The sequence below is a fragment of the Pontibacter sp. HJ8 genome (assembly GCF_054824225.1).
The window spans coordinates 1-18,949 of sequence record NZ_JSYF01000087.1; the positions used below are offsets into that span (position 1 = coordinate 1).

General features: G+C 52.4%; 15 protein-coding genes. 9 read left to right on the forward strand and 6 right to left on the reverse strand.

Annotation, left to right across the window (positions count from 1 at the left end; all coding sequences use genetic code 11):
* Window positions 1-53 precede the first annotated feature (53 nt).
* Window positions 54-1,628, reverse strand: coding sequence for a serine hydrolase (locus OB13_RS05325; RefSeq protein WP_461489113.1), 1,575 nt, complete (start codon window positions 1,626-1,628; stop codon window positions 54-56).
* A 117-nt stretch (window positions 1,629-1,745) separates the two neighbouring features.
* On the reverse strand, window positions 1,746-2,771 hold the full coding sequence (locus OB13_RS05330; protein WP_461489114.1) for a zinc dependent phospholipase C family protein: 1,026 nt from the start codon (window positions 2,769-2,771) through the stop codon (window positions 1,746-1,748).
* A gap of 167 nt (window positions 2,772-2,938) precedes the next feature.
* Here OB13_RS05330 and OB13_RS05335 point away from each other — a divergent pair, with 167 nt between their 5' ends.
* The 4 genes from OB13_RS05335 to lepB all read left to right on the forward strand — a co-directional run bounded on the left by OB13_RS05335 (window position 2,939) and on the right by lepB (window position 6,334).
* The gene (locus tag OB13_RS05335) at window positions 2,939-3,397 is read left to right on the forward strand and encodes a hypothetical protein (RefSeq protein WP_461489115.1); all 459 of its coding nucleotides are present in this window, start codon (window positions 2,939-2,941) and stop codon (window positions 3,395-3,397) included.
* 219 nt (window positions 3,398-3,616) lie between these two features.
* Window positions 3,617-4,657: a patatin-like phospholipase family protein gene (locus OB13_RS05340; RefSeq protein ID WP_461489116.1), complete on the forward strand. Its 1,041-nt coding sequence runs from the start codon at window positions 3,617-3,619 to the stop codon at window positions 4,655-4,657.
* 67 nt (window positions 4,658-4,724) lie between these two features.
* Complete coding sequence (locus tag OB13_RS05345) at window positions 4,725-5,156, forward strand: DUF1810 domain-containing protein (RefSeq protein WP_461489117.1); 432 nt, start codon at window positions 4,725-4,727, stop codon at window positions 5,154-5,156.
* Window positions 5,157-5,239: 83 nt separating this feature from the next.
* A complete protein-coding gene (lepB, locus tag OB13_RS05350) occupies window positions 5,240-6,334 on the forward strand; it encodes a signal peptidase I (protein WP_461489118.1) in 1,095 nt (364 codons plus the stop codon).
* A gap of 125 nt (window positions 6,335-6,459) precedes the next feature.
* Here the strand turns inward: lepB and def are convergent, their stop codons facing one another.
* Both def and ruvX read right to left on the reverse strand, forming a co-directional pair.
* A complete protein-coding gene (gene def, locus OB13_RS05355) occupies window positions 6,460-7,029 on the reverse strand; it encodes a peptide deformylase (RefSeq protein ID WP_461489119.1) in 570 nt (189 codons plus the stop codon).
* Window positions 7,026-7,442, reverse strand: coding sequence for a Holliday junction resolvase RuvX (ruvX, locus tag OB13_RS05360; protein ID WP_461489120.1), 417 nt, complete (start codon window positions 7,440-7,442; stop codon window positions 7,026-7,028). The genes def and ruvX overlap by 4 nt, the downstream gene beginning before the upstream one ends.
* A gap of 320 nt (window positions 7,443-7,762) precedes the next feature.
* On the opposite strand from ruvX, the gene OB13_RS05365 reads away from it, so the two are divergent.
* From OB13_RS05365 to OB13_RS05385, 5 genes are all read left to right on the forward strand, one after another.
* Window positions 7,763-9,448, forward strand: coding sequence for a S41 family peptidase (locus OB13_RS05365; RefSeq protein WP_461489121.1), 1,686 nt, complete (start codon window positions 7,763-7,765; stop codon window positions 9,446-9,448).
* Window positions 9,449-9,525: 77 nt separating this feature from the next.
* Entirely contained in the window at window positions 9,526-10,725 is a 1,200-nt protein-coding gene (locus OB13_RS05370) for a homogentisate 1,2-dioxygenase (RefSeq protein WP_461489122.1), read from the forward strand.
* A 138-nt stretch (window positions 10,726-10,863) separates the two neighbouring features.
* Window positions 10,864-11,391, forward strand: a complete 528-nt coding sequence (locus OB13_RS05375) for a hypothetical protein (RefSeq protein ID WP_461489123.1) — start codon at window positions 10,864-10,866, stop codon at window positions 11,389-11,391.
* Between the two features lie 18 nt (window positions 11,392-11,409).
* Window positions 11,410-11,790: a co-chaperone GroES gene (locus tag OB13_RS05380; protein WP_461489124.1), complete on the forward strand. Its 381-nt coding sequence runs from the start codon at window positions 11,410-11,412 to the stop codon at window positions 11,788-11,790.
* A gap of 218 nt (window positions 11,791-12,008) precedes the next feature.
* Window positions 12,009-14,543 (forward strand): DUF5916 domain-containing protein, encoded by a 2,535-nt coding sequence (locus OB13_RS05385; RefSeq protein ID WP_461489125.1) that lies wholly within the window; start codon window positions 12,009-12,011, stop codon window positions 14,541-14,543.
* A gap of 79 nt (window positions 14,544-14,622) precedes the next feature.
* On the opposite strand, the gene OB13_RS05390 is transcribed toward OB13_RS05385, so the two are convergent.
* Both OB13_RS05390 and OB13_RS05395 read right to left on the reverse strand, forming a co-directional pair.
* Window positions 14,623-15,234, reverse strand: coding sequence for a hypothetical protein (locus tag OB13_RS05390; protein ID WP_461489126.1), 612 nt, complete (start codon window positions 15,232-15,234; stop codon window positions 14,623-14,625).
* A 292-nt stretch (window positions 15,235-15,526) separates the two neighbouring features.
* The coding region (locus tag OB13_RS05395; RefSeq protein WP_461489127.1) for an InlB B-repeat-containing protein at window positions 15,527-18,949 on the reverse strand (3,423 nt) is incomplete at its 5' end.

Consider the following 18,949-nt stretch of genomic DNA (forward strand, 5'->3'; position numbering starts at 1 on the left):
AAAAGGCCATACCTGCAGGTATGGCCTTTTCGTTTTAACAGACTCCTGGTTGGTTAAGGAGTAACCTTTTTGAACTCCAGCTCATCAAAATGGAAGTCCGGGTTATCTGAGTCGAGGCGCATTTCCGCTACCGCACCATCCGGCCCGATGATGAACCGAACGCGGGTAGGCGTCAGCAGCGCAAAGTTGTTCTTCCACTCCAAATCGAAGATATCGTGCTGCCAGTGGGCCAGGGTGCCGCCCAGCGCCGGTGCCGGAGCCAGTTGCAGCACAAGCTTTTTGTTTTGTAGGGTGATGGTGGCATCGCCGTAAAGGGGGCTGTTGTAAGTGCCGGCATACGCCTGCATGTCCATGGTAGGCTTGCTCTTGCGAGGCTTTTCTTTACCCGTTTTCTCCTGGGCTTCTTCCTGCGCTTTGCGGGCTTTGGCGATGTTATCCAAGGTAAACTGGCTCCAGTCGCGGCCGTTCTGCACACCCAGGAACTGGTCCAGGGTATAGTTTGCCAAAGGCGACATGATGCTGCTCATGCTGTTGGTCAGGATCACAATGCCCAGGTTCTCTTCCGGCACCAGCACGGTGCGGCTGTTCATGCCCTCGTGGCCACCGCCATGGGCCATCACTTTGCGACCTTCATAGTCTGTCATCATCCAGCCCAGGCCGGCGGCAGAAAAATGTGTCGAAGGTACGTTTGCCTCGGCCTGTTTTGAGATGGGCAGTGCGTTGTGAGCCGTCCACATGGTGCGGCTGGCGTTTTCGCTGAAGATACGCTGCCCCTTGTACGTACCCCGGTTAAGCTGCAGGCGCATCCACTGGGCCTGCTGGCTCACGCTCGTAAAAATGCCCGCAGCAGGGTTCCAGTTGTCCCAGGCCGTGAAAGTGGTAGGGTACGGCTTGTTCTTTCCGTCGAAGCCGTGCGGGGAGGCGATGTTGTCTTTGCCGGTCAGCTCTTTTACAGAGGTATAGGAACGGCTCATGCCAAGTGGCGTAAAGAAGCGCTCTTTGATAAAGGTCTCCCACGTCTGACCAGATACAGCTTCGATCACTTCGCCCGCTGCTATAAACATCAGGTTGGAGTAGCCGTAGCCATCCCGGAAGCCATAGGCCGGCTTCAGGTGGCGGGCACGTTCCAGAATTTCGCGGCGGCTGTAGGTAGTGTTGTACCAGAGCAGATCGCCGCTGAACGTCTTGAAGCCGGCCCGGTGAGACAACAGATCCTTGATGTTCAGGTTTTGGGTCACGTAGGGGTTGTAAAGCTGCAGGTAGGGCAGGTGCTTGGTTACCGGGTCATTCCAGCTGATCTTGCCTTCGTCTACCAGTATACCCAGTGCTGCTGCCGTATACGCTTTGGAATTGGAGGCGATACCGAACACCGTGTTGGCATCTACTGCTCCGCCTGCCTTTAGGTCGCGTACGCCATACCCTTTGGCAAATATCACAGAGTCGTCTTTCACAATGGCAATGGCCATACCCGGCACCTCCCACTCTTTCAGGGCCTTCTGGTAGTAGGCGTCCAGTTTTGCGAGGTCTACGGTTGTTTTGGGAGGAGCGGTCTGGGCTGAAGCGTGGAAGGTAATAACAGCCAGGAGCAACAACAGCCACTGCCTGCTGCGTGTATAGTTCAGGTTCATTTGGTATGATTTTATAGCTGGCAAGATAGGGATTTTTATACCCTATGCACAAGTAGCAAATCCGGATTGTAGAGAAGTGCGAATCACTCAATTGACTGGTTCCGGATACCGATGCCCTTACTGGTGCGCCAGCTTGTTTCTGCCCAGGTATAGCGGCTGGCGTTCTGCAAGCGTTTCCCCTTCCTCCCTCGCTTTATGGGGTCCCAGCTCATATTCCTTTTCTTCCAGCTTCAGGCGCTGGCGCTCTTCTTCGGATATGTCGGCGGCCAGTGCTTTCAGGTCGGGTTGGCCGGCGTCTACCCAGGCGGTGTACCAATAGCTGGAAATGGTATGGATCGCCAGGCGCATCTGCCGTTCTACCTGCCCGTTGAGCTTGTTATGGTAAGCCTGCGAAAAATCCCGGGAATATACCCTGGTCGTTAGGTTGCCGCGCACTTCATAACTGTATTTCTTCTCTTCCTCAAACTCCTGCGTAAGTTCCCGCTCAAAGCGCAGCACGGAGTCCAGGGCCAGGTGCGCACTAGTGACCAGCTCCCAAGCCTTCAGCTGCGGCTGCTCAATGTAGGTGGCCTGCCCCACAAAGAAGTCATAGTTGTCGGAGAGCATTTCGGGCAGGCGCGTTTCCCAGAACGCATGTATGCCCCGCTGGCCTGTCAGCTGCCCGTTGTAGTTATAAGTGGTGTGCAGCGGCACGCAGGCATCGGCAATGTAATGGCCCATATCAGCCGAAAGCCGCAGTATCCGGTCCAGGTCACGTTCTTTGAAGGCCTGGGTGAGCTGGAATTTCATGCGGTTGATGTGCCAGGGCACGATGCCGTGCGCCATAAGCGTATCTTCCGAATACTTTTCCACGGCCTGTTGCCAGTAACGGGGCATCTTGTAGAGGGCGCTGTCGCCGTACACGTCGATGTCGATGTAGTGGCGGGATGCTTCGCCTGCTACAGCATACCGGCGGCGGTCGGGGTTGACGGCATTTTCGGTGATGTAACGGATGTGCTGTTTGTAGAAACCAACCATCTCGGGCGGCAATGAGAACACGGCCAGCCGGTTGATGCGCTGGTGCGCAAAAAAGCCCCAGCTATACCCTGTACGCGGCAGCAGGAGGGTAAACAGCAGCAGGAGGGCGATTTGTCTGGAAGCCATACCTGCGGTGTACGGAGAATTAGAAAAATTGTATATTGTGAAGGAGTTATTCGGTTTATTGGTTGTTTGCTGCAGATAAGCTGAGTAGGGTTCCGTTTAGCAGGCAGTTATGCTTAAGTGTAAAAAAACAAAAGTTCACTTTTACTCGATCATTAAAGAATAATGTAATGGATTTGGATGAAGCATTTGACGAAATTTATAACTATACTCATATGTGGAATTGGTGGCCTGATTGGGAAGTACTTAGAAGAGAGTATTTAGCTTTCCCAAACTCTTATTCGGTACTGACACCTTTTGCATATTCTTATCTAGAAGAAATGATTAGATCGACAACAAGTGAATATGGTAGAGATTTATTCAATACAGATGGAACCCCAAAGAAATACCGAAAAGTTGGCATTAAATTGATCGATTTAGCAATTGCGGAAAATAAAGTTAGAAAGCCTGAATTTGTGAAAATTTTACCTGAAATAAAGTCCTATTTCTCGCAATCTGAACCCACCGATATTGAAGATAATCGAAATAGCGTTGCTCATGGATATATGCACCCTAGATTTTGGGATCAGGAATCATTTGAGAAGTTAATTTTTGACATAGCAAAACTTTCAAAATATGCTGGATTCTAAATACCCAAATAATTTTTGACGATATAAAGCATTATAAGATTTTGAAACAAATTGACAAAGGAATAAAAACGCATAAGCATAACAATGTATAAAAATAATTGCCGATTTAGCAGTTTATTTAACGGCATTAATCCGCTTTAACTTATTACATTTCGATAGGAAATTTGCCAGCAAACGGCTATTACTCTTACACTGGCCGTTAGCCAATCACAATCACCTATGGCACATCTTCTAAGACTAGCTTTCATCTTTTGCTTCATTTCAGTCAAAGCATACGCACAAAACTGCGAGATCCGAAACCTCGCTTTTGAAGGTGCCGGAATCCGGGGAATAGCGTATGCAGGTGTCCTGGAGGAACTGGAGCGGCAGGATAAACTGAAAGGTATAGAAAAGGTAGGCGGAACCTCGGCAGGAGCCATCACGGCCATGATGGTTTCGCTAGGCTATTCTTCCCAGGAAATAGGAGACCTGATCGCCTCGACACAGTTCAGGAAGTTTAACGACGGCCGCTTCATGTTTGTAGGCGGTTTGGCGCGCATGACGAAGCGATACGGTTGGTACAGGGGAGATCGGTTTACAGAGTGGACAGCCAAGATAGTAGAAGAGAAGACAGGGAACGCAGATATTACTTTCGAAGAACTCAGCGCAAAAGGGTATAAGGACCTGTACATAACCGCCACCTGCCTGAATAAGCAGAAATTAATCGTTTTCTCAAAGGAGAATTATCCGAAGATGAAGGTGAAGGATGCCGTCCGGATATCCGTTTCTATACCTTTATATTTTAAGGCGGTGCTGATAGACAGTGCAGGAGCGGTCTACAAAAAGCCGGATGGCAGGCAGCAGCTGGATGTCGTGGTGGACGGTGGCATTATTGGGAATTTCCCGATCACGCTGTTCGATACCTTTGTCACAGACTCCGCCAACAAGTCACAGCGTATACCTAATTTCCAAACCATCGGCGTCCGGATAGACTCGGATGTGCAGATTGAGAATGACAGCTATACCCGGGAACTGGTGCCGCTTGAGATCAAGAACCTGAACGATTACCTGTCCTCGCTCTACATCCTGATCATTGAGAACCTGAACCGGCATGAGCTCACCGATGAGGATTGGGCCAGAACGATCTCCGTTTCATCGGTGGGGATCAGCCCCAGAATAAAGAAGATGTCCAAAGAGCAGAAGGATAGTCTGATTCAAAGCGGAAGAGCGTATACAGCAACGTATATGCGTACGAACTGTGGTGTGCAAAACAACCCGTAACCATACCTTCTTTTGCTACATAGGACGTGCTTTTTACGCTAACCGTTGACATAAAAGCTCAGAACCGATGACGACAGAAAACAACCTGCAACGATTTATAGACGCTCAGGCCGGCAGCTTTCAGCAGGCTTTGACGGAGATCAGGAGCGGGCGCAAGCAAAGCCACTGGATGTGGTTCATCTTTCCGCAGCTGCAAGGCTTAGGATATAGCGAAACGGCCAGGTACTACGCCATCCGGGACCTGGAAGAAGCCGCGCTATACCTGCAGCACCCGGTGCTAGGGCAACGGCTGATCGAGATCTCAAAGGCGCTGCTTCACCTCGAAGGGAAAACGGCCAATCAGATTCTGGGAAGCCCGGACGACCTGAAGCTGAAATCCTCTATGACCTTGTTTGGTTCGCTCGAAAATGCAGATCCCGTGTTCCAGGCTGTTTTGGATAAGTATTTCAAGGGCTCGAAAGACGATAAAACACTGCAATTACTTAGCAAACAGGGATAGCCCACTAGGCAAATTCCTTGGCCTGAACACAATCTCACCCATGCCTTGGTAGTTATCATATAGTACGCTAACTATATTGTACTATGAAACTAAAATTCTGGAGTAAAACAGCAGGTCGGAAGCCGACGAAGAAGAGCGCTCTCCGGGAGTGGGGCAACGCCCTTATGTTTGCGGTGGTGGTGACCACTTTTATCCGCTGGGCTTCTTTTGAAGCCTATGCCATCCCGACGCCTTCGATGGAGAAGTCGCTGCTGGTGGGCGACTACCTGTTTGTGAGCAAGCTGCACTATGGCTCCCGTATACCCATGACGCCGCTGCAGGTGCCGCTCACCCACCAGACCATCTGGGGCACCAACATCCCTTCCTACTCCGATGCCATCCAGCTAGACTCCTATCGTTTGCCGGGCTTCTCAGAAATCAAGCGTAACGATGCCGTCGTGTTTAATTTTCCGGCAGAGGAGCAGCACCCCGCCGACCAGAAAACCCATTATATCAAGCGCTGCATCGGCATTGCCGGTGACTCCATCCAGATCCGGGACAGGCAGGTATACATCAACGGCAAGGCTGCCCAAAACCCGGCGCAACAGCAGTATACCTATTTTGTGTCGACCGATAAAGTGCTGCAGGAGAAGTTCTTCCTGGACCGGGACATGCGGGATGTATACCTGGCGCAGGGAGGATATGTGATCCAGACGACTCCGCAGAAAGCCCGGGAACTGGCCTCCCTGGACTTTATAAAAGAAGCCGTGCTGCTGCAGGCAAAGCCGGGTGAAGCAGAACCCGGTGTTTTCCCGAATATGCCCGCCCGCTATACCTGGAACCGGGATAACTTCGGTCCGCTCTACATCCCCAAAGAAGGCGCCACGGTCGCCATTACCCCGGAAACGCTCCCGCTCTACGAAACGATCATCCTACGTTATGAACACAACGAAGATGCCCAGGTGCGGGACGGCAGGCTATACCTGAACGGCAAAGAAATAAAGGCTTATACCTTCAAGCAGAACTACTACTTTATGATGGGCGACAACCGCCACAACTCACTGGACTCCCGCTACTGGGGCTTTGTGCCGGAGGATCATGTGGTGGGCAAAGCGGCCTTTGTCTGGCTATCGCTGGACCCAGACGCCAGCCTGTTCCATAAGGTAAGGTGGAGCCGGTTGTTCAGTAGGATCGATTAAAGAGCTACCGATAGGTTTTTGACATTCGTTACTATAAACCTGCCTTTTAGGAAAACCAGAAAAAAACAAAAGCGCCTGCCTCCATTCCGGGGCAGGCGCTTTTATGATTGGGCAAGGTATAGCGCTTAGCGTTTCCTGGCTACCGCCGGGAATTTCATGCGGTAGTCTGCGTCCACTTCGCCTTTGCTTATCTTGTTGAGTTTGTTCTTGATCAGGCGCTTTTTCAGGCCCGAAAGGTGGTCCGTGAACAGGATGCCTTCTATGTGGTCGTACTCGTGCTGGATCACGCGCGCCGTCATCCCGTCGTAGGTATCGGTGTGCTCGTTCCAGTCCTGGTCAAAGTAGTTGATCACGATGCGCTCCGGGCGGTATACCACTTCGCGTACACCCGGTATGCTCAGGCAGCCTTCCTCAAAGCCCCACTCTTCTCCGTCTTCTTCAATGATCTCCGGGTTGATAAAGGCTTTCTTCACCCCTTTGCCTTCGTCTCCTTCGTCCATCATGGGCTCGGAGTCGATCACAAACAGGCGGATGCCCTTGCTGATCTGCGGGGCAGCCAGGCCTACACCATGTGCGTGGTACATGGTCGTAAACATGTCCTCGATCAGCTCATTTAAGTTCGGGTAGTCCTGCGGAATATCCTGAGCCGGCTCTTTCAGCACAGGGTCGCCATAGGCGGTAATTGGGTAAATCATATATTTCTGCTTTCTAGATACGACTGTAAAATAATAGCGGCGCTTACACGGTCTACGGTGCCTTTGTCCTGGCGGTCCTTCTTTTTGAGGCCTCCGGCCAGCATCGCCTTCTGGGCCATGCTGGAAGTAAAGCGCTCGTCTACGGTGTGTACGGGTATACCCGGGAACTCCTTCTGCAGCTTACGTACAAACCCGATCACATGTGGCGTAGCGTCTGTGGCCTCCCCCGTCAGGCGACGTGGCATACCGACCACAATGGCTTCCACGGCTTCCCGGTTGGTATAGTCCTTCAGATAGGCCAACACATCCTGCGCATGCACGGTTTCCAGGGGTGAGGCGATAATCTGGAGCGTGTCTGTTGCCGCCAGGCCCACCCGCTTGTTTCCGTAATCGATCGCCAGAATTCTTCCCATAGTAGTGCACTGCCCCTCCTGCATCAGCAAGATTTTCTGGCAGGATTATCGCTTTGTATTTGCCTGCAAAGGTAATGGATTTATTTGTATTTAGCTCTTCCAGAGGCAGTATCGGCAGGGCATCAGTCAGTGGTAAAAGTATTATATTCTGTTAAAATGGAATAAAACCACTCCTTTACTTTGTTAAAATGAAAACAAGCCCGGTGGAGGGCAGGTATACAAACCAAAGGGCCCGCTATACATAAAAGTAGATAATAATAAGAGAAAGCTATACGAAAGCGACCACTTAGCTTTATATTTAACCGTTTTTACAGACTGAGATGAACGAAGAAATCAAGCATACGAACCAGGAGGAGCCCGAAACCCCGGTGCAAGGCAAGCCCAGGAACACCCTTTTCCAGGTGCGGTTGCCTCTCTACATTGCTATGGCACTGCTCGTTGGCGTGCTGATCGGCGCCAATACCTTTTCCCCTTCCGATAACAATCCGCAGAGCACAGCCAAGGCATACCTGAAGTTCCGTGACATTCTCAGCTACATAGACCGCGACTACGTGGACACGGTGGACATCGAAAAGCTGTCGGACCACGCCATTACCAAGATGCTCGAAAAGCTGGATCCGCATACCTCCTACATACCGGCCGACGAACTGGCCATGGCACGTTCCTACCTCGAAGGCGACTTTGAAGGCATTGGCGTGGAATTCAACATCTTCAAAGACACGATCAGTGTGATTACGCCGCTGAGTGGCGGGCCGTCAGAGGCTGCCGGCATACAGGCAGGCGACAAGATCATCACCGTAAACAGCGAAACAGTAGCGGGCAAAGGCATCAACAACGAAGGCGTATTCAAGCGCCTGCGCGGGCAAAAAGGCACGACCGTCAACCTGGGTATACTGCGCAAAGGCAGCAGCAAGCTGCATCAGTTTACCATCCAGCGCAACAAGATCCCGACCGTGTCGGTGGATGTGAGCTACATGGTCAACAACAATACCGGCTACATCAAAGTGAGTCGCTTTTCAGCCAACACGTTCGAAGAGTTTAAGCAGGCAATGCTGGCGCTGAAGAAGAAAGGCATGAGCCAGCTCATCCTGGACCTGCGCGGTAACCCCGGTGGCTACATGGACCATGCTACCCGCATGGCCGATGAGTTCATTGCAGGCGACAAGATGATCGTGTATACCGATGGCAAAGGCACCCGCTACGACTCCAAGTCTTTTGCCCGCACCCGGGGTGAGTTTGAGAGCGGACCGGTGATCGTATTACTGGACGAAGGCAGCGCCTCGGCATCCGAGATCGTGGCTGGCGCCCTGCAGGACAACGACCGCGCCCTGATCGTAGGCAGGCGCTCTTTTGGCAAAGGACTCGTGCAGATGCCGATCCCGCTCAACGACGGCTCTGAGCTGCGCCTGACCATTTCGCGCTACTATACCCCCAGCGGACGCTCTATCCAGAAACCCTATGTGGCCGGCACCGAAGATTACCAGAAGGACATGCTGCACCGCCTCGAGAACGGCGAGTACTTCCATCCGGACAGCACCCTGTTCGTAGACTCGCTCAAGTATAAAACAACCAAAGGCCGGGTCGTATACGGCGGCGGCGGTATCATGCCCGATGTGTTTGTGGCACGCGACACCACCGAGCTATCCGATTTTCTGAGCCAGTTGTACAGCAAGAACGTGATCCGGGAATATGCGCTGGGTTATTACAATGACAACCGCAAGGAGCTCGAGAAAATGTCGTTCGACCGTTTCAACAAGACCTTTACGGTAAACGATAAGATGCTGCAGGGTATGCTCCGCCTGGCAAAACAGGCAGAGGTGGAATACAAGGAGGCGGATTTCAAGCGTTCAGAAGCAATGCTGCGCAACAACCTCAAAGCGTTTATCGGGCGGAGCGTATACGGCAATGCCGGCTTCTTCCCGGTGCTGCACGAAAAGGATGAAGAATTCCAGCAGGCGCTCAGGCAGTTTGGCCAGGCACAGCGCCTGGCAAAGGGAGGAGCATAACCATACCCTGGTAGATACCTGTATAAGTTAAATTACCCGGCAGGGTAGCATGCGAGCACTATAACGAGAGAGACGGAATGGCTTATTATCACAAATTAGGCACTATCCCCCACAAAAGACACACCCAGTTCAGGCAGCCCGATGGCAGCCTGTATGCAGAACAGCTGGTCGGTACGCTGGGCTTCAGCGGCCTGTCCTCGCTGCTCTACCACGTCAACCCGCCCACGCGCATCAGCCGCATAGCAGAACCTATACCTTATGCGCCCAGGGTTGCGGAGGGCATCAAGCTGGCGCCCCATCACCTGCGTACGCTGGACCAGACTACGACCGGCACCCATTACCTGGACGCCCGTAAAACCATGCTGCTCAACCATGACGTGGCCATCAGTATCTGCAACCCGTCTGAGCGCCGGATGAACTATACCTACAAAAACGGCCAGGCCGATGAGGTGGTGTTTGTGCACGAGGGCAGCGGGGTGTTGCTCTCGCAGATGGGCAAGCTGGAGTTCCGGGAAGGCGATTACATCGTGATCCCGCGTACCATCATCCATCAGTTTCATTTCAACGAGGGCCCGGTGCGCCTGCTCATCACGGAGTCTTTCAGCCCGATCGAGACGCCCCGCCGCTACCGCAACCACTTCGGGCAGTTGTTGGAGCATGCGCCTTTCTGTGAGCGCGACATACGGGCACCGCACGAGCTGATCGAATACCAGGAGGGAGGCGAACACCTGGTGCAGATCAAGAAGGACGGTATGCTGCACCAGTACTACTACGACTTCAGCCCTTTTGATGTGGTCGGTTGGGATGGCTACTTCTATCCGTACGCCTTCTCGATCTATGATTTTGAGCCCATTACGGGCCGCGTTCACCAGCCGCCTCCGGTGCACCAGACCTTTGAGGCGCATAACTTTGTGATCTGCTCCTTTGTGCCGCGTCTGTTCGATTACCATCCGGAATCTATACCTGCGCCCTACAACCACTCCAATGTGGACTCAGACGAGGTGCTGTATTATGTGGCCGGAGACTTTATGTCGCGCAAAGGCGTAGACAGGGCTTCGTTTACGGTACACCCGGGCGGTATACCGCATGGTCCGCACCCGGGCACCGTGGAGGCGAGCATCGGCAAGAAGGAAACGCACGAGTATGCCGTGATGATCGATACCTTCAAACCGCTCCACCTGACAGAGGAGGCGGTGGCGCTGATGGACAAGAACTACCCGATGAGCTGGAAAGAGCACGGGCCGGATACGACACGTGCCGCCGACCTGTCTGATTAAACGATTCTTTACTCTCAATCCTTTTTATTAATTTTGTAGTCATTCAGGCAAACAAGGAGAGCAGTCCTGAAGCTGCTCTCCTTGTTTTTGCTTTTTATACAAATTCTTAAAAAAGAGTATCTTACACTTAGCCCGTTTATGAAACGATTGTTCCCGGTACTGCTGGTATTGCTGACCCTTGCAGGTATAGCCTGCGATAAAATAGACGATCTGCTGACATTTTACATCGATCAGGAAGAGACGATCAAGATCGAATCCAACTTCCCGGTCGGGGTCGTGCTGCCCTTGTCGCCTATACCTGTCGCCACGAATTCAGAAGAAACTTTTAAAAACAACAAGACGCGCGCAGAGCTGGTCAAAGATGTGAGCCTGGACAAGCTGGTACTGACCATTTCGGATCCATCGAGTGAGAACTTTGATTTCCTGCGCAGCATTGAGATCTACCTGAGCAACGATCAGGGAGAAGAGACCATGATCGCGTACCTGAACGAGATGCCCAAGGGCGTCAACTCCATTACGCTCAAGTCTACCAATGCCAAACTCGACAAATACATCAAAGGAAATACTTATACCGTACGCACCAAAGCAGCCATTGCCAAGCCACTGACTCGGGATATATCCATCCAGGCTGCGATGCGTTTTAAAGTAACCGCGGACCCTATTTAAATTATGCAAACCTTAACAATGAGAATCTCAGAAACCAATAAGCTGGAGAAAATCATCATCGTAGGCGACCGGGTGCTCATCAAGCCGAAGTCTTCCCGGGAGCAGACCCAGAGCGGGCTATACCTGCCACCGGGGGTGCAGGAGAAGGAAAAGGTGCAGGAAGGCTACATCATGAAAGTAGGCCCTGGCTATCCGATGCCGGCAGACTATGGGTTTGACGATGAGGCGCTGGAGCAGGAGGAGCAGGAGGCTGTCCGCTACCTGCCCCTGCAGGTCAGGGAAGGCGACCTGGCCATCTACCTGCAGCGCGATGCCATCGAGATCAACTACCTCAACGAGAAATATTATATCGTGCCGCAGTCGGCCGTACTGATGCTGGTACGCGAAGAAGACCTGTAGCCTATACCTTTCGCTGAGGTGAAAGCGTCCTACCTGCCCGACAGGTAGGACGCTTTTGTTTTAACAGCCTTTCAGGCGGATTTGGGAGGCATTGACCGGCATTACAAGTACGCTCACAGAAAATAGTTATACCGCTAAGCAACCATTGCTCCCGATCCTGTATCTATTACAATATCTTCCGGGTTTCCTGCTATAGCTATAGCTTATAATTAATGACTATGAAAGTACTTTTACCGGCATCTGTTGCTGCGTTGCGCTGTGTTCTGGGCTTGGTGTGTTGCCTGATCAGCTCCTATACCTGGGCCCAGGATAACAAGAAGACTGCCCCTGCGCCAGCCAGGCAATTGCAGGCACTCCGCATTTCTGCTCCCCTGAAAATAGATGGCGTGCTGGACGAAGCGATCTGGCAACAGGCTGAGATCGCAACCGGCTTTATACAAAACCGGCCCAACCCGGGGCCTGTAGAGACACACCCCACCCAGGTGAGGATCCTCTACGACGATGTGGCCATTTATGTAGGCGCCATCATGCACGACGTGTCGCAGGACAGCATCTTCAAGGAAATGGGCAAACGCGACGATATAGGCAACACGGACTTTTTCGGCGTTTTTTTCGACACCTACAATGACCAGCTAAACGGTTTTGCCTTCTTTACGACGCCTGCCGGGGTGCAGCTCGATGCCCGTTACTCCTCCAATGGCGAAGATTTCAGCTGGAACGCGGTGTGGGAGAGCAACGCCACCCTGCAGGGCAACACCTGGGTGGCCGAGATGAAAATACCGTATTCGGCGCTGCGCTTCAGTAACAAGCCCGAGCAGCTCTGGGGGCTCAACTTCATGCGCAACCGGCAATCGACGCGCAAGGGCTACTTCTGGAACCACGTGGACCCAGCGATCGATGGCTTCGTCAACCAGTGGGGAAAGCTGACCGGTATACAGAATGTGGAAGCTCCGTTGCGCCTGTCCCTGACGCCCTATGTGTCGGGGTATGCCGAGAAGTATCCTTACCAGAATGAGCAGGGCCACACCTCCTACAAAGACAACTTCAACTTCAGTGGCGGCATGGATGTGAAGTATGGCATCAACGATGCCTTCACGCTGGACATGACGCTGATCCCGGATTTCAGCCAGGTGCAGTCCGACAACCAGGTGCTCAACCTGTCGCCGTTTGAGGTGCAGTTCAACGAGAACCGTCCCTTCTTTATGGAAGGCACCGAGCTCTTCAACAAGGGCGATTTTCTGTATTCGCGGCGCATAGGTGGCAAGCCGATCAACTACTTGGATGAGGACGCGGAGAAGAAGTTAGGCAACACCGTCATCGAAAACCCGCGGGAGACGAGAATGCTCAACGGTACGAAAGTATCGGGCCGCACACAGTCGGGCCTGGGGATCGGTATCTTCAATGCCGTGGTCGGAAGGCAGCATGCTGTCCTGGAAGACAGCCTGGGCAACAGGTTCCGGAAAGAAACACAGCCGCTGACCAACTACAACATTGCCGTGTTTGACCAGTCGCTGAAGAACAACTCCTACGTGACCCTGATCAACACCAGCGTGATGCGGCAGGGCAGCACCTACGACGCCAACCTGACCGGTATGCTGTTCCGGTTTGCCAATAAAAGCAACAAGTATGCGGTGAATGGCAAGGCGGCCCTGAGCCAGCGCTACTTTACAGAAGATACCCGGCTGGGACATATGTACAATGTGGGCTTCGGCAAGGTAAGCGGCAACTTCCAGTTCAACTATACCCATGCTGTCAAGACAGATACCTATGATCCGAATGACATGGGGATCAACTTCACCAACAACAGCATGGACGAGGACCTGTACTTTGTCTACAACGTGTACCAGCCGTTCTGGAAGATGCTCAACCTCTACACGAACCTCGGTGCCACCTATAGCCGCAGGTATAAGCCCGATGCTTTCCAGAACTTCATGATCTATGGCAATGCAAATGGTACCTTCAAGAATTTCTTCAACGCCGGGGTCTCCTTCAACCTGGAACCCGTGAAGACCTACGACTTTTTTGAGCCGCGCGTGGGAGGCAGGTACTATACCTATCCGACCAACGCCAACATCGGCGGTTGGGTCTCCACCGACTACCGCAAAAAGCTAGCGCTGGATGTGGAACTGAGCTACCGTCATTTTAATGAGCACGAGCGCGAGAATTTTAACTTCTTTATTGGTCCGCGCTACCGCGTCAACGACAAGCTTTCCTTTTCCTATGGCTACAGCCGCAACATAAAGCGGGACGACATGGGCTATGCCACCCACTTTACCGAAGCGAAAGAAACAGGGAAGGAACACAAGATCATATTCGGGATGCGGGATGTGAATACTGTTACCAACACACTGAGCGGCTCCTATATTTTCAATAACCGCATGTCAGTTTCGCTGCGCGCGCGCCACTACTGGTCCAAGGCAGAATACAGCCGTTTCTTTTTATTGGGGCAGGACGGTAGCCTGGCAGCCGATACGTACCCGGAAGGATATTATGCCGGTGAAGAAAAACCCAATCACAACGTGAACTTCAACTCCTTCAACATCGACATGGTGTACTCCTGGTGGTTTGCCCCGGGTAGTGAGATCAGCATCGTCTGGAAGAATGCGATGCTGGAAGGGAATAACCGGATCGTGCCCCGGTATTATGAAAACTTTACCAACACCATCACCGGCCCGCAAACCAACAGCCTGTCCGTCAAAGTGCTCTACTACCTCGACTACCAGATGCTGAAGAGAAGATTAACCAAGAGCTGATACTTACCCGCCAGCCTCAAAGCAAAAGAGCCGAAGCTACTGCAGCTTCAGCTCTTTTGCTTTGAGGTACAAGGTGTATTTAGAGTGGCTTGGTCAGGTCAAAGTCGGCGCGGAAGCGGAGCTGGTTGTCCCGCTTGAGGATGTAGCTAAACGTTTTGCCATCCGGGCTGAGCGCCAGGGTCCACTCGTTGGTAGCGGCGGCAGGTATAAGCTGAGTAGTGTACGCATCGGCCGGAAAGCGCATTTCGCCGGCCTTGTCTGCTGCCAGGGCAATGCCGCCATACATGGTCACGGCATCGGGTGTGCCATCCTCGTGGCGGTGGTCGTGCTTCAGCTGCAGCCCTTCTTCCATCTGGCGTATCATCCACGTTCTGGATTTGTCCTCGCCCACATGGAAAGGGATACGGATAGTCGTGTCGGAACAGGCCTGTACGTGCATGGTCAGTTCTTTGCCCGCAAACGGGTCTTTGTCATCGGTCGGGAATACGGTCGTACCTCTGAAGCTTTTGCCACAGAGCTTGCTGAGATCGGAATAAAATGCCTGTTGCGTAGCGCTGATCGGGTGCTGTGGCTGCTGTTGCACCAGGTCTGCCGTGCTTTGTTGGGCAGTGCCGGTGCTTGCCTGTGGTGTTTGCTGTGTGCAGGAGGTAAACAGGAATAGGAGGGATAATAGGGGTAGCAGGTTCTTCATCAATTCAGGTTTTCTTGGGTTGGACCGCTGAAGATAGGCAGTTCGGCCGGTATCACCAAAACAGCTGACGAGGCCAGGTAGGAGGAGCCGTAACTTGTGCAGGTTAGAGGCTAATCGCTGCTATAGGGTCATTATTGGTAATGCTCAGATGTAAACTGATAGTAGAGAAACGAAGCAAGCGGTATTTTCAAGCACGAAGCATTGCCGCTACACTCTCCTTCATTCTTTAGCAGGAAAAATGTAAAGGCAATGCTTAGCGTTAAGCCTGAACAGGTTGGTCAAGGCTTGGGAATCAATCAGTAACAATGAACTTTTGCTTTTTGGAATGCTTCTTGTCCAAAAAGCTGATGAAGTACATGCCACTGGGTAGGTCTGTTGTCTCTATAGTGGTAGCGCCTGTAAACTTCGAAGTATAGAGGGTACGGCCACTAACATCTGAAACAAGGATTTCACTTGTTGTGGCATCACTTACTCTGATAGTGACTGTAGAGCCTCGTTTTGCCAGAGTAGGACTTATTTTAAAAGTCTCGGCTTGTTCTTCAGTTGGTGGGGGCATATCCGCCAGGATACTTTGAGTGCTTGTGCCTAGGAGTCTGATGTTGTTTCCCGAAACAGGCTTCATGCTGTCAAATGTGGAGGCAGCATTGCCAACTTTGACCTCATCCACATACCACACCCGCTTAATAGAATTTGTCGTGGCTCCGTTGTTCCAGCTACTTTTGTAAATCCCCATCTTCCACCTGCCAATCGGACCGTTGAACATAGTAGGGCCATGGTAGTCCATTTTAAGCTCTCCGTTTATCCAGACCTGCATAATACCGTCTGTGAGGTGCTGCTTGATGTGAAGTACAAAATGCACCCATTGGTCGTAGATGATCGAACCCAGGATGTAGTAGACCTTCTTACTTCCGTCAGGCAACCGCCTAAGTACCTCAAAACGGCCATTTTCGGTTCTGAACGTCATCATAGGCTGCCCGAAGCTGCTTCCCTGGTGCCACTGATTGAAGGCTTCATCGTCGGTATCGATCAGGTTATCCTCTGAAGGGAAATAACCTACAAAGGAGTGCCACGTTTCCTGCTGTGCCAGGGCCTCTGAAAAAAGTACCTCTGCTCGTGTTCCGTTAGAAGCAGGTGGATCCCCGGCTCTCAGTTCCCAACGTCCTACCCTTATCTTTTCATAAGTTGGGTTACCTACCACATTGAAACCATAAGCAGTGCTTGTTTGAATATTCATACCGGAGAAACCAGTCCCGCTCTCAAACCCCTCATAATACAAGATCTTGGGGGATTCTGTGGGGGGAGGAGGGGAAGCCTGCTCAATGGTATAAGTTTCCCCGTTGGTGTAGCCCCCACTGATGGCGTTACCGGCTACATCGGCAATTTCGGTTCCGCTGTTCTTCAGATCCAGCCTTAAAGTACCACTGCCACTGATCTGGCTGACGGTCACATAGTAGTTTGTGCCAGTCGAGCCTGCCGGGGTGACCGCATTGCCGGGCAAAGTGCCGCTAACTGTGCCTGAGACGGTGGTAGCCGCAAAGTCGGAAGCGTCCACGCCTGTTACCTGCTCTGAAAAATCAGCACGGAAGGTTACCGAAGTGGCACTGATAGTTTCCGTGCTGGGGTCCTGGCGGTTGATGCTGACCAAATGAGGTGGTGTTTGATCAGCAATAACAATGGTATAGGTTTGCCCGCCGGTATAGCCCTCCGTGATTACGTTTTCGGCTGCGTCTGTAATACCCGTATCACTGCTCTTGAGGTCCAGACGAACAGTCCCCTCTCCGGAAACAGCACTGACAGTGACGTCATAGGCGCTTCCATTAGTACCTACTGCCGCAACAGAGCCAACAGATCCGGCTGCTGTTCCGGTGGTTGTGACGGCGAAATCTGCTGCATCCACACCTGTCACCCCTTCGGAGAAGGTGGACCTGAAGGTGAGGGTGGTTTCACTGGTAGTCTCGGAGGTAGGGTTTTGACGGTTGATGCTCACCACAGAAGGGGATGTTTGATCAGCGACAGACACTATATTATAGCTCTCCCCGCTGGTGTAACCCCCGCTGATAGGGTTACCAGTCTTGTCCGAAATGCCCGTGTCGCTGTTGTTTAGGTCTAGCCGCAGCAAGCCGCTGCCGCTGATTGAACTAACCGTTACATCGTAGGCTGTACCATTGGTGCCTGCCCTGACCACAGCGCCAGTAGCCAAGGTGCCGCTCACTGAGCCGGAGGCGGCCGTGACGGTAAAGTCTTTCGCATCCACTCCGCTCACCTCTTCTGAGAAGGTAGCCCGAAAAACTACCGAAGCTGCACTGGTGGTTTCCTCACCAGGATCCTGGCGGCTGATGCTAACTACACTGGGAGCCGTCTGGTCCGGAATAAAGATGACATAGCTCTGGCCACTGGTATAGCCTCCGTTGATGGCGTTGTCGGCCATATCGGTAATGCCCGTTCCACTGCTTTTCAGATCGAGCCGTAAAGTTCCTTCCCCCGAGACAGAGTTGACAGTCACATCGTAAGTGCTGCCTGTCGTGCCTACGGCTGTAACTGTGCCCACAGCACCTTCCACCGTGCCAGATACGGACGTCGCCGTGAAGTCCGCTGGGTCAACGCCCTTCACCTGCTCCGAAAAGGTGGTGCGGTAGGTGAGCGAGGTGGCACTGGTCGTCTCGGTCGTAGGGCTTTGCCGGTTCATGCTAACAACTGTTGGAGGAGTTTGGTCCTGAGGTGCAGTGAAAGTGGCCGTAATGGCTTTGTTTCCCTCCATGGTCACTATCAACGGATTGATGTTTCCAGAGGCGTCGCCGCTCCATCCCGAAAACTGGTATTCCGACGCCGGAGTAGCTGTCAGCTTCACTGTTGTGCCCGCAGTATAGCTTGCTTGATCCGGATCTTTCGTTACTGTGCCGCCTTCATTCGTGCTCACTGCAAGGCTGTACTGTGCCGGAACTGCGGTGAAGTTGGCCGTAATGGCTTTGTTGCCGGTCATAGTTACCGTCAGCGGGTTAGTGTTGCCTGAGGCATCCCCGCTCCAGCCGGCGAACTGGTAACCCGAAGCGGGTGTGGCCGTCAGGCTCACGGTGCTGCCGGAGGCATAGGAAGTTTGGTTGGGGCTCTTGCTGACCGTGCCACTCCCAGCTGTAGTCACTGTCAGGGTGTACTGGGCAGGGGGCGGAGAAGCTAAGGTTCCTACCAGTTCCAGGTCAAAAGCCATGTCCGGGGTGGTGGCCTTTGCCTGATGGACCTCAACGGCAATTACATTGGTTCCCTTAATAAAGGCAGAAGGGTTGATGGTAAAAGATTGGGAAACACTTCCATTGTCATTTGCCTCTGTGGCCAGTGTGGTATAGGTAATGGCGGTGGAAGGCAGGTTGTTGCGATATACCTGGGTTCCGTTTACATACACCACCACCCCGTCGTCGCGTTTCACTTTGGCTGTATAGGAGCTGTAAATTGAGGGGTCAGCCAGGGAGATACTTTTCCGGAAGTAGGTGGTGATGTACTTCTTTTTGGCATTTGGCCCGAAGTTTATCCGCGTTGCCGCGTCACTGATTCCGTAGCCAAACTTGCCGTTGCCCGTCTTCCAGCTTCCGTCGCTGAAAGAAGCTGCCCTCCAGGCTGTGCCTTGATTGGTGCCGTTGTCGAGGTACTTCCAGGAGGAATTGAAAGCAACTATGCTGGTTTGGGCAGCTGCCTGGAAAGTGAGCAGCCCTGTAAAATATAA

Excerpts from the sequence above, each read along its gene's own strand:
- OB13_RS05330 (WP_461489114.1), bottom strand. The coding sequence starts at position 2,771 with ATGGCTTCCAGACAAATCGCCCTCCTGCTGCTGTTTACCCTCCTGCTG.
- OB13_RS05370 (WP_461489122.1), top strand. The coding sequence starts at position 9,526 with ATGGCTTATTATCACAAATTAGGCACTATCCCCCACAAAAGACACACC.
- OB13_RS05380 (WP_461489124.1), top strand. The coding sequence starts at position 11,410 with ATGAGAATCTCAGAAACCAATAAGCTGGAGAAAATCATCATCGTAGGC.
- OB13_RS05340 (WP_461489116.1), top strand. The coding sequence starts at position 3,617 with ATGGCACATCTTCTAAGACTAGCTTTCATCTTTTGCTTCATTTCAGTC.
- OB13_RS05390 (WP_461489126.1), bottom strand. The coding sequence starts at position 15,234 with ATGAAGAACCTGCTACCCCTATTATCCCTCCTATTCCTGTTTACCTCC.
- OB13_RS05335 (WP_461489115.1), top strand. The coding sequence starts at position 2,939 with ATGGATTTGGATGAAGCATTTGACGAAATTTATAACTATACTCATATG.
- def (WP_461489119.1), bottom strand. The coding sequence starts at position 7,029 with ATGATTTACCCAATTACCGCCTATGGCGACCCTGTGCTGAAAGAGCCG.
- lepB (WP_461489118.1), top strand. The coding sequence starts at position 5,240 with ATGAAACTAAAATTCTGGAGTAAAACAGCAGGTCGGAAGCCGACGAAG.
- OB13_RS05325 (WP_461489113.1), bottom strand. The coding sequence starts at position 1,628 with ATGAACCTGAACTATACACGCAGCAGGCAGTGGCTGTTGTTGCTCCTG.
- OB13_RS05365 (WP_461489121.1), top strand. The coding sequence starts at position 7,763 with ATGAACGAAGAAATCAAGCATACGAACCAGGAGGAGCCCGAAACCCCG.
- ruvX (WP_461489120.1), bottom strand. The coding sequence starts at position 7,442 with ATGGGAAGAATTCTGGCGATCGATTACGGAAACAAGCGGGTGGGCCTG.
- OB13_RS05385 (WP_461489125.1), top strand. The coding sequence starts at position 12,009 with ATGAAAGTACTTTTACCGGCATCTGTTGCTGCGTTGCGCTGTGTTCTG.
- OB13_RS05345 (WP_461489117.1), top strand. The coding sequence starts at position 4,725 with ATGACGACAGAAAACAACCTGCAACGATTTATAGACGCTCAGGCCGGC.
- OB13_RS05375 (WP_461489123.1), top strand. The coding sequence starts at position 10,864 with ATGAAACGATTGTTCCCGGTACTGCTGGTATTGCTGACCCTTGCAGGT.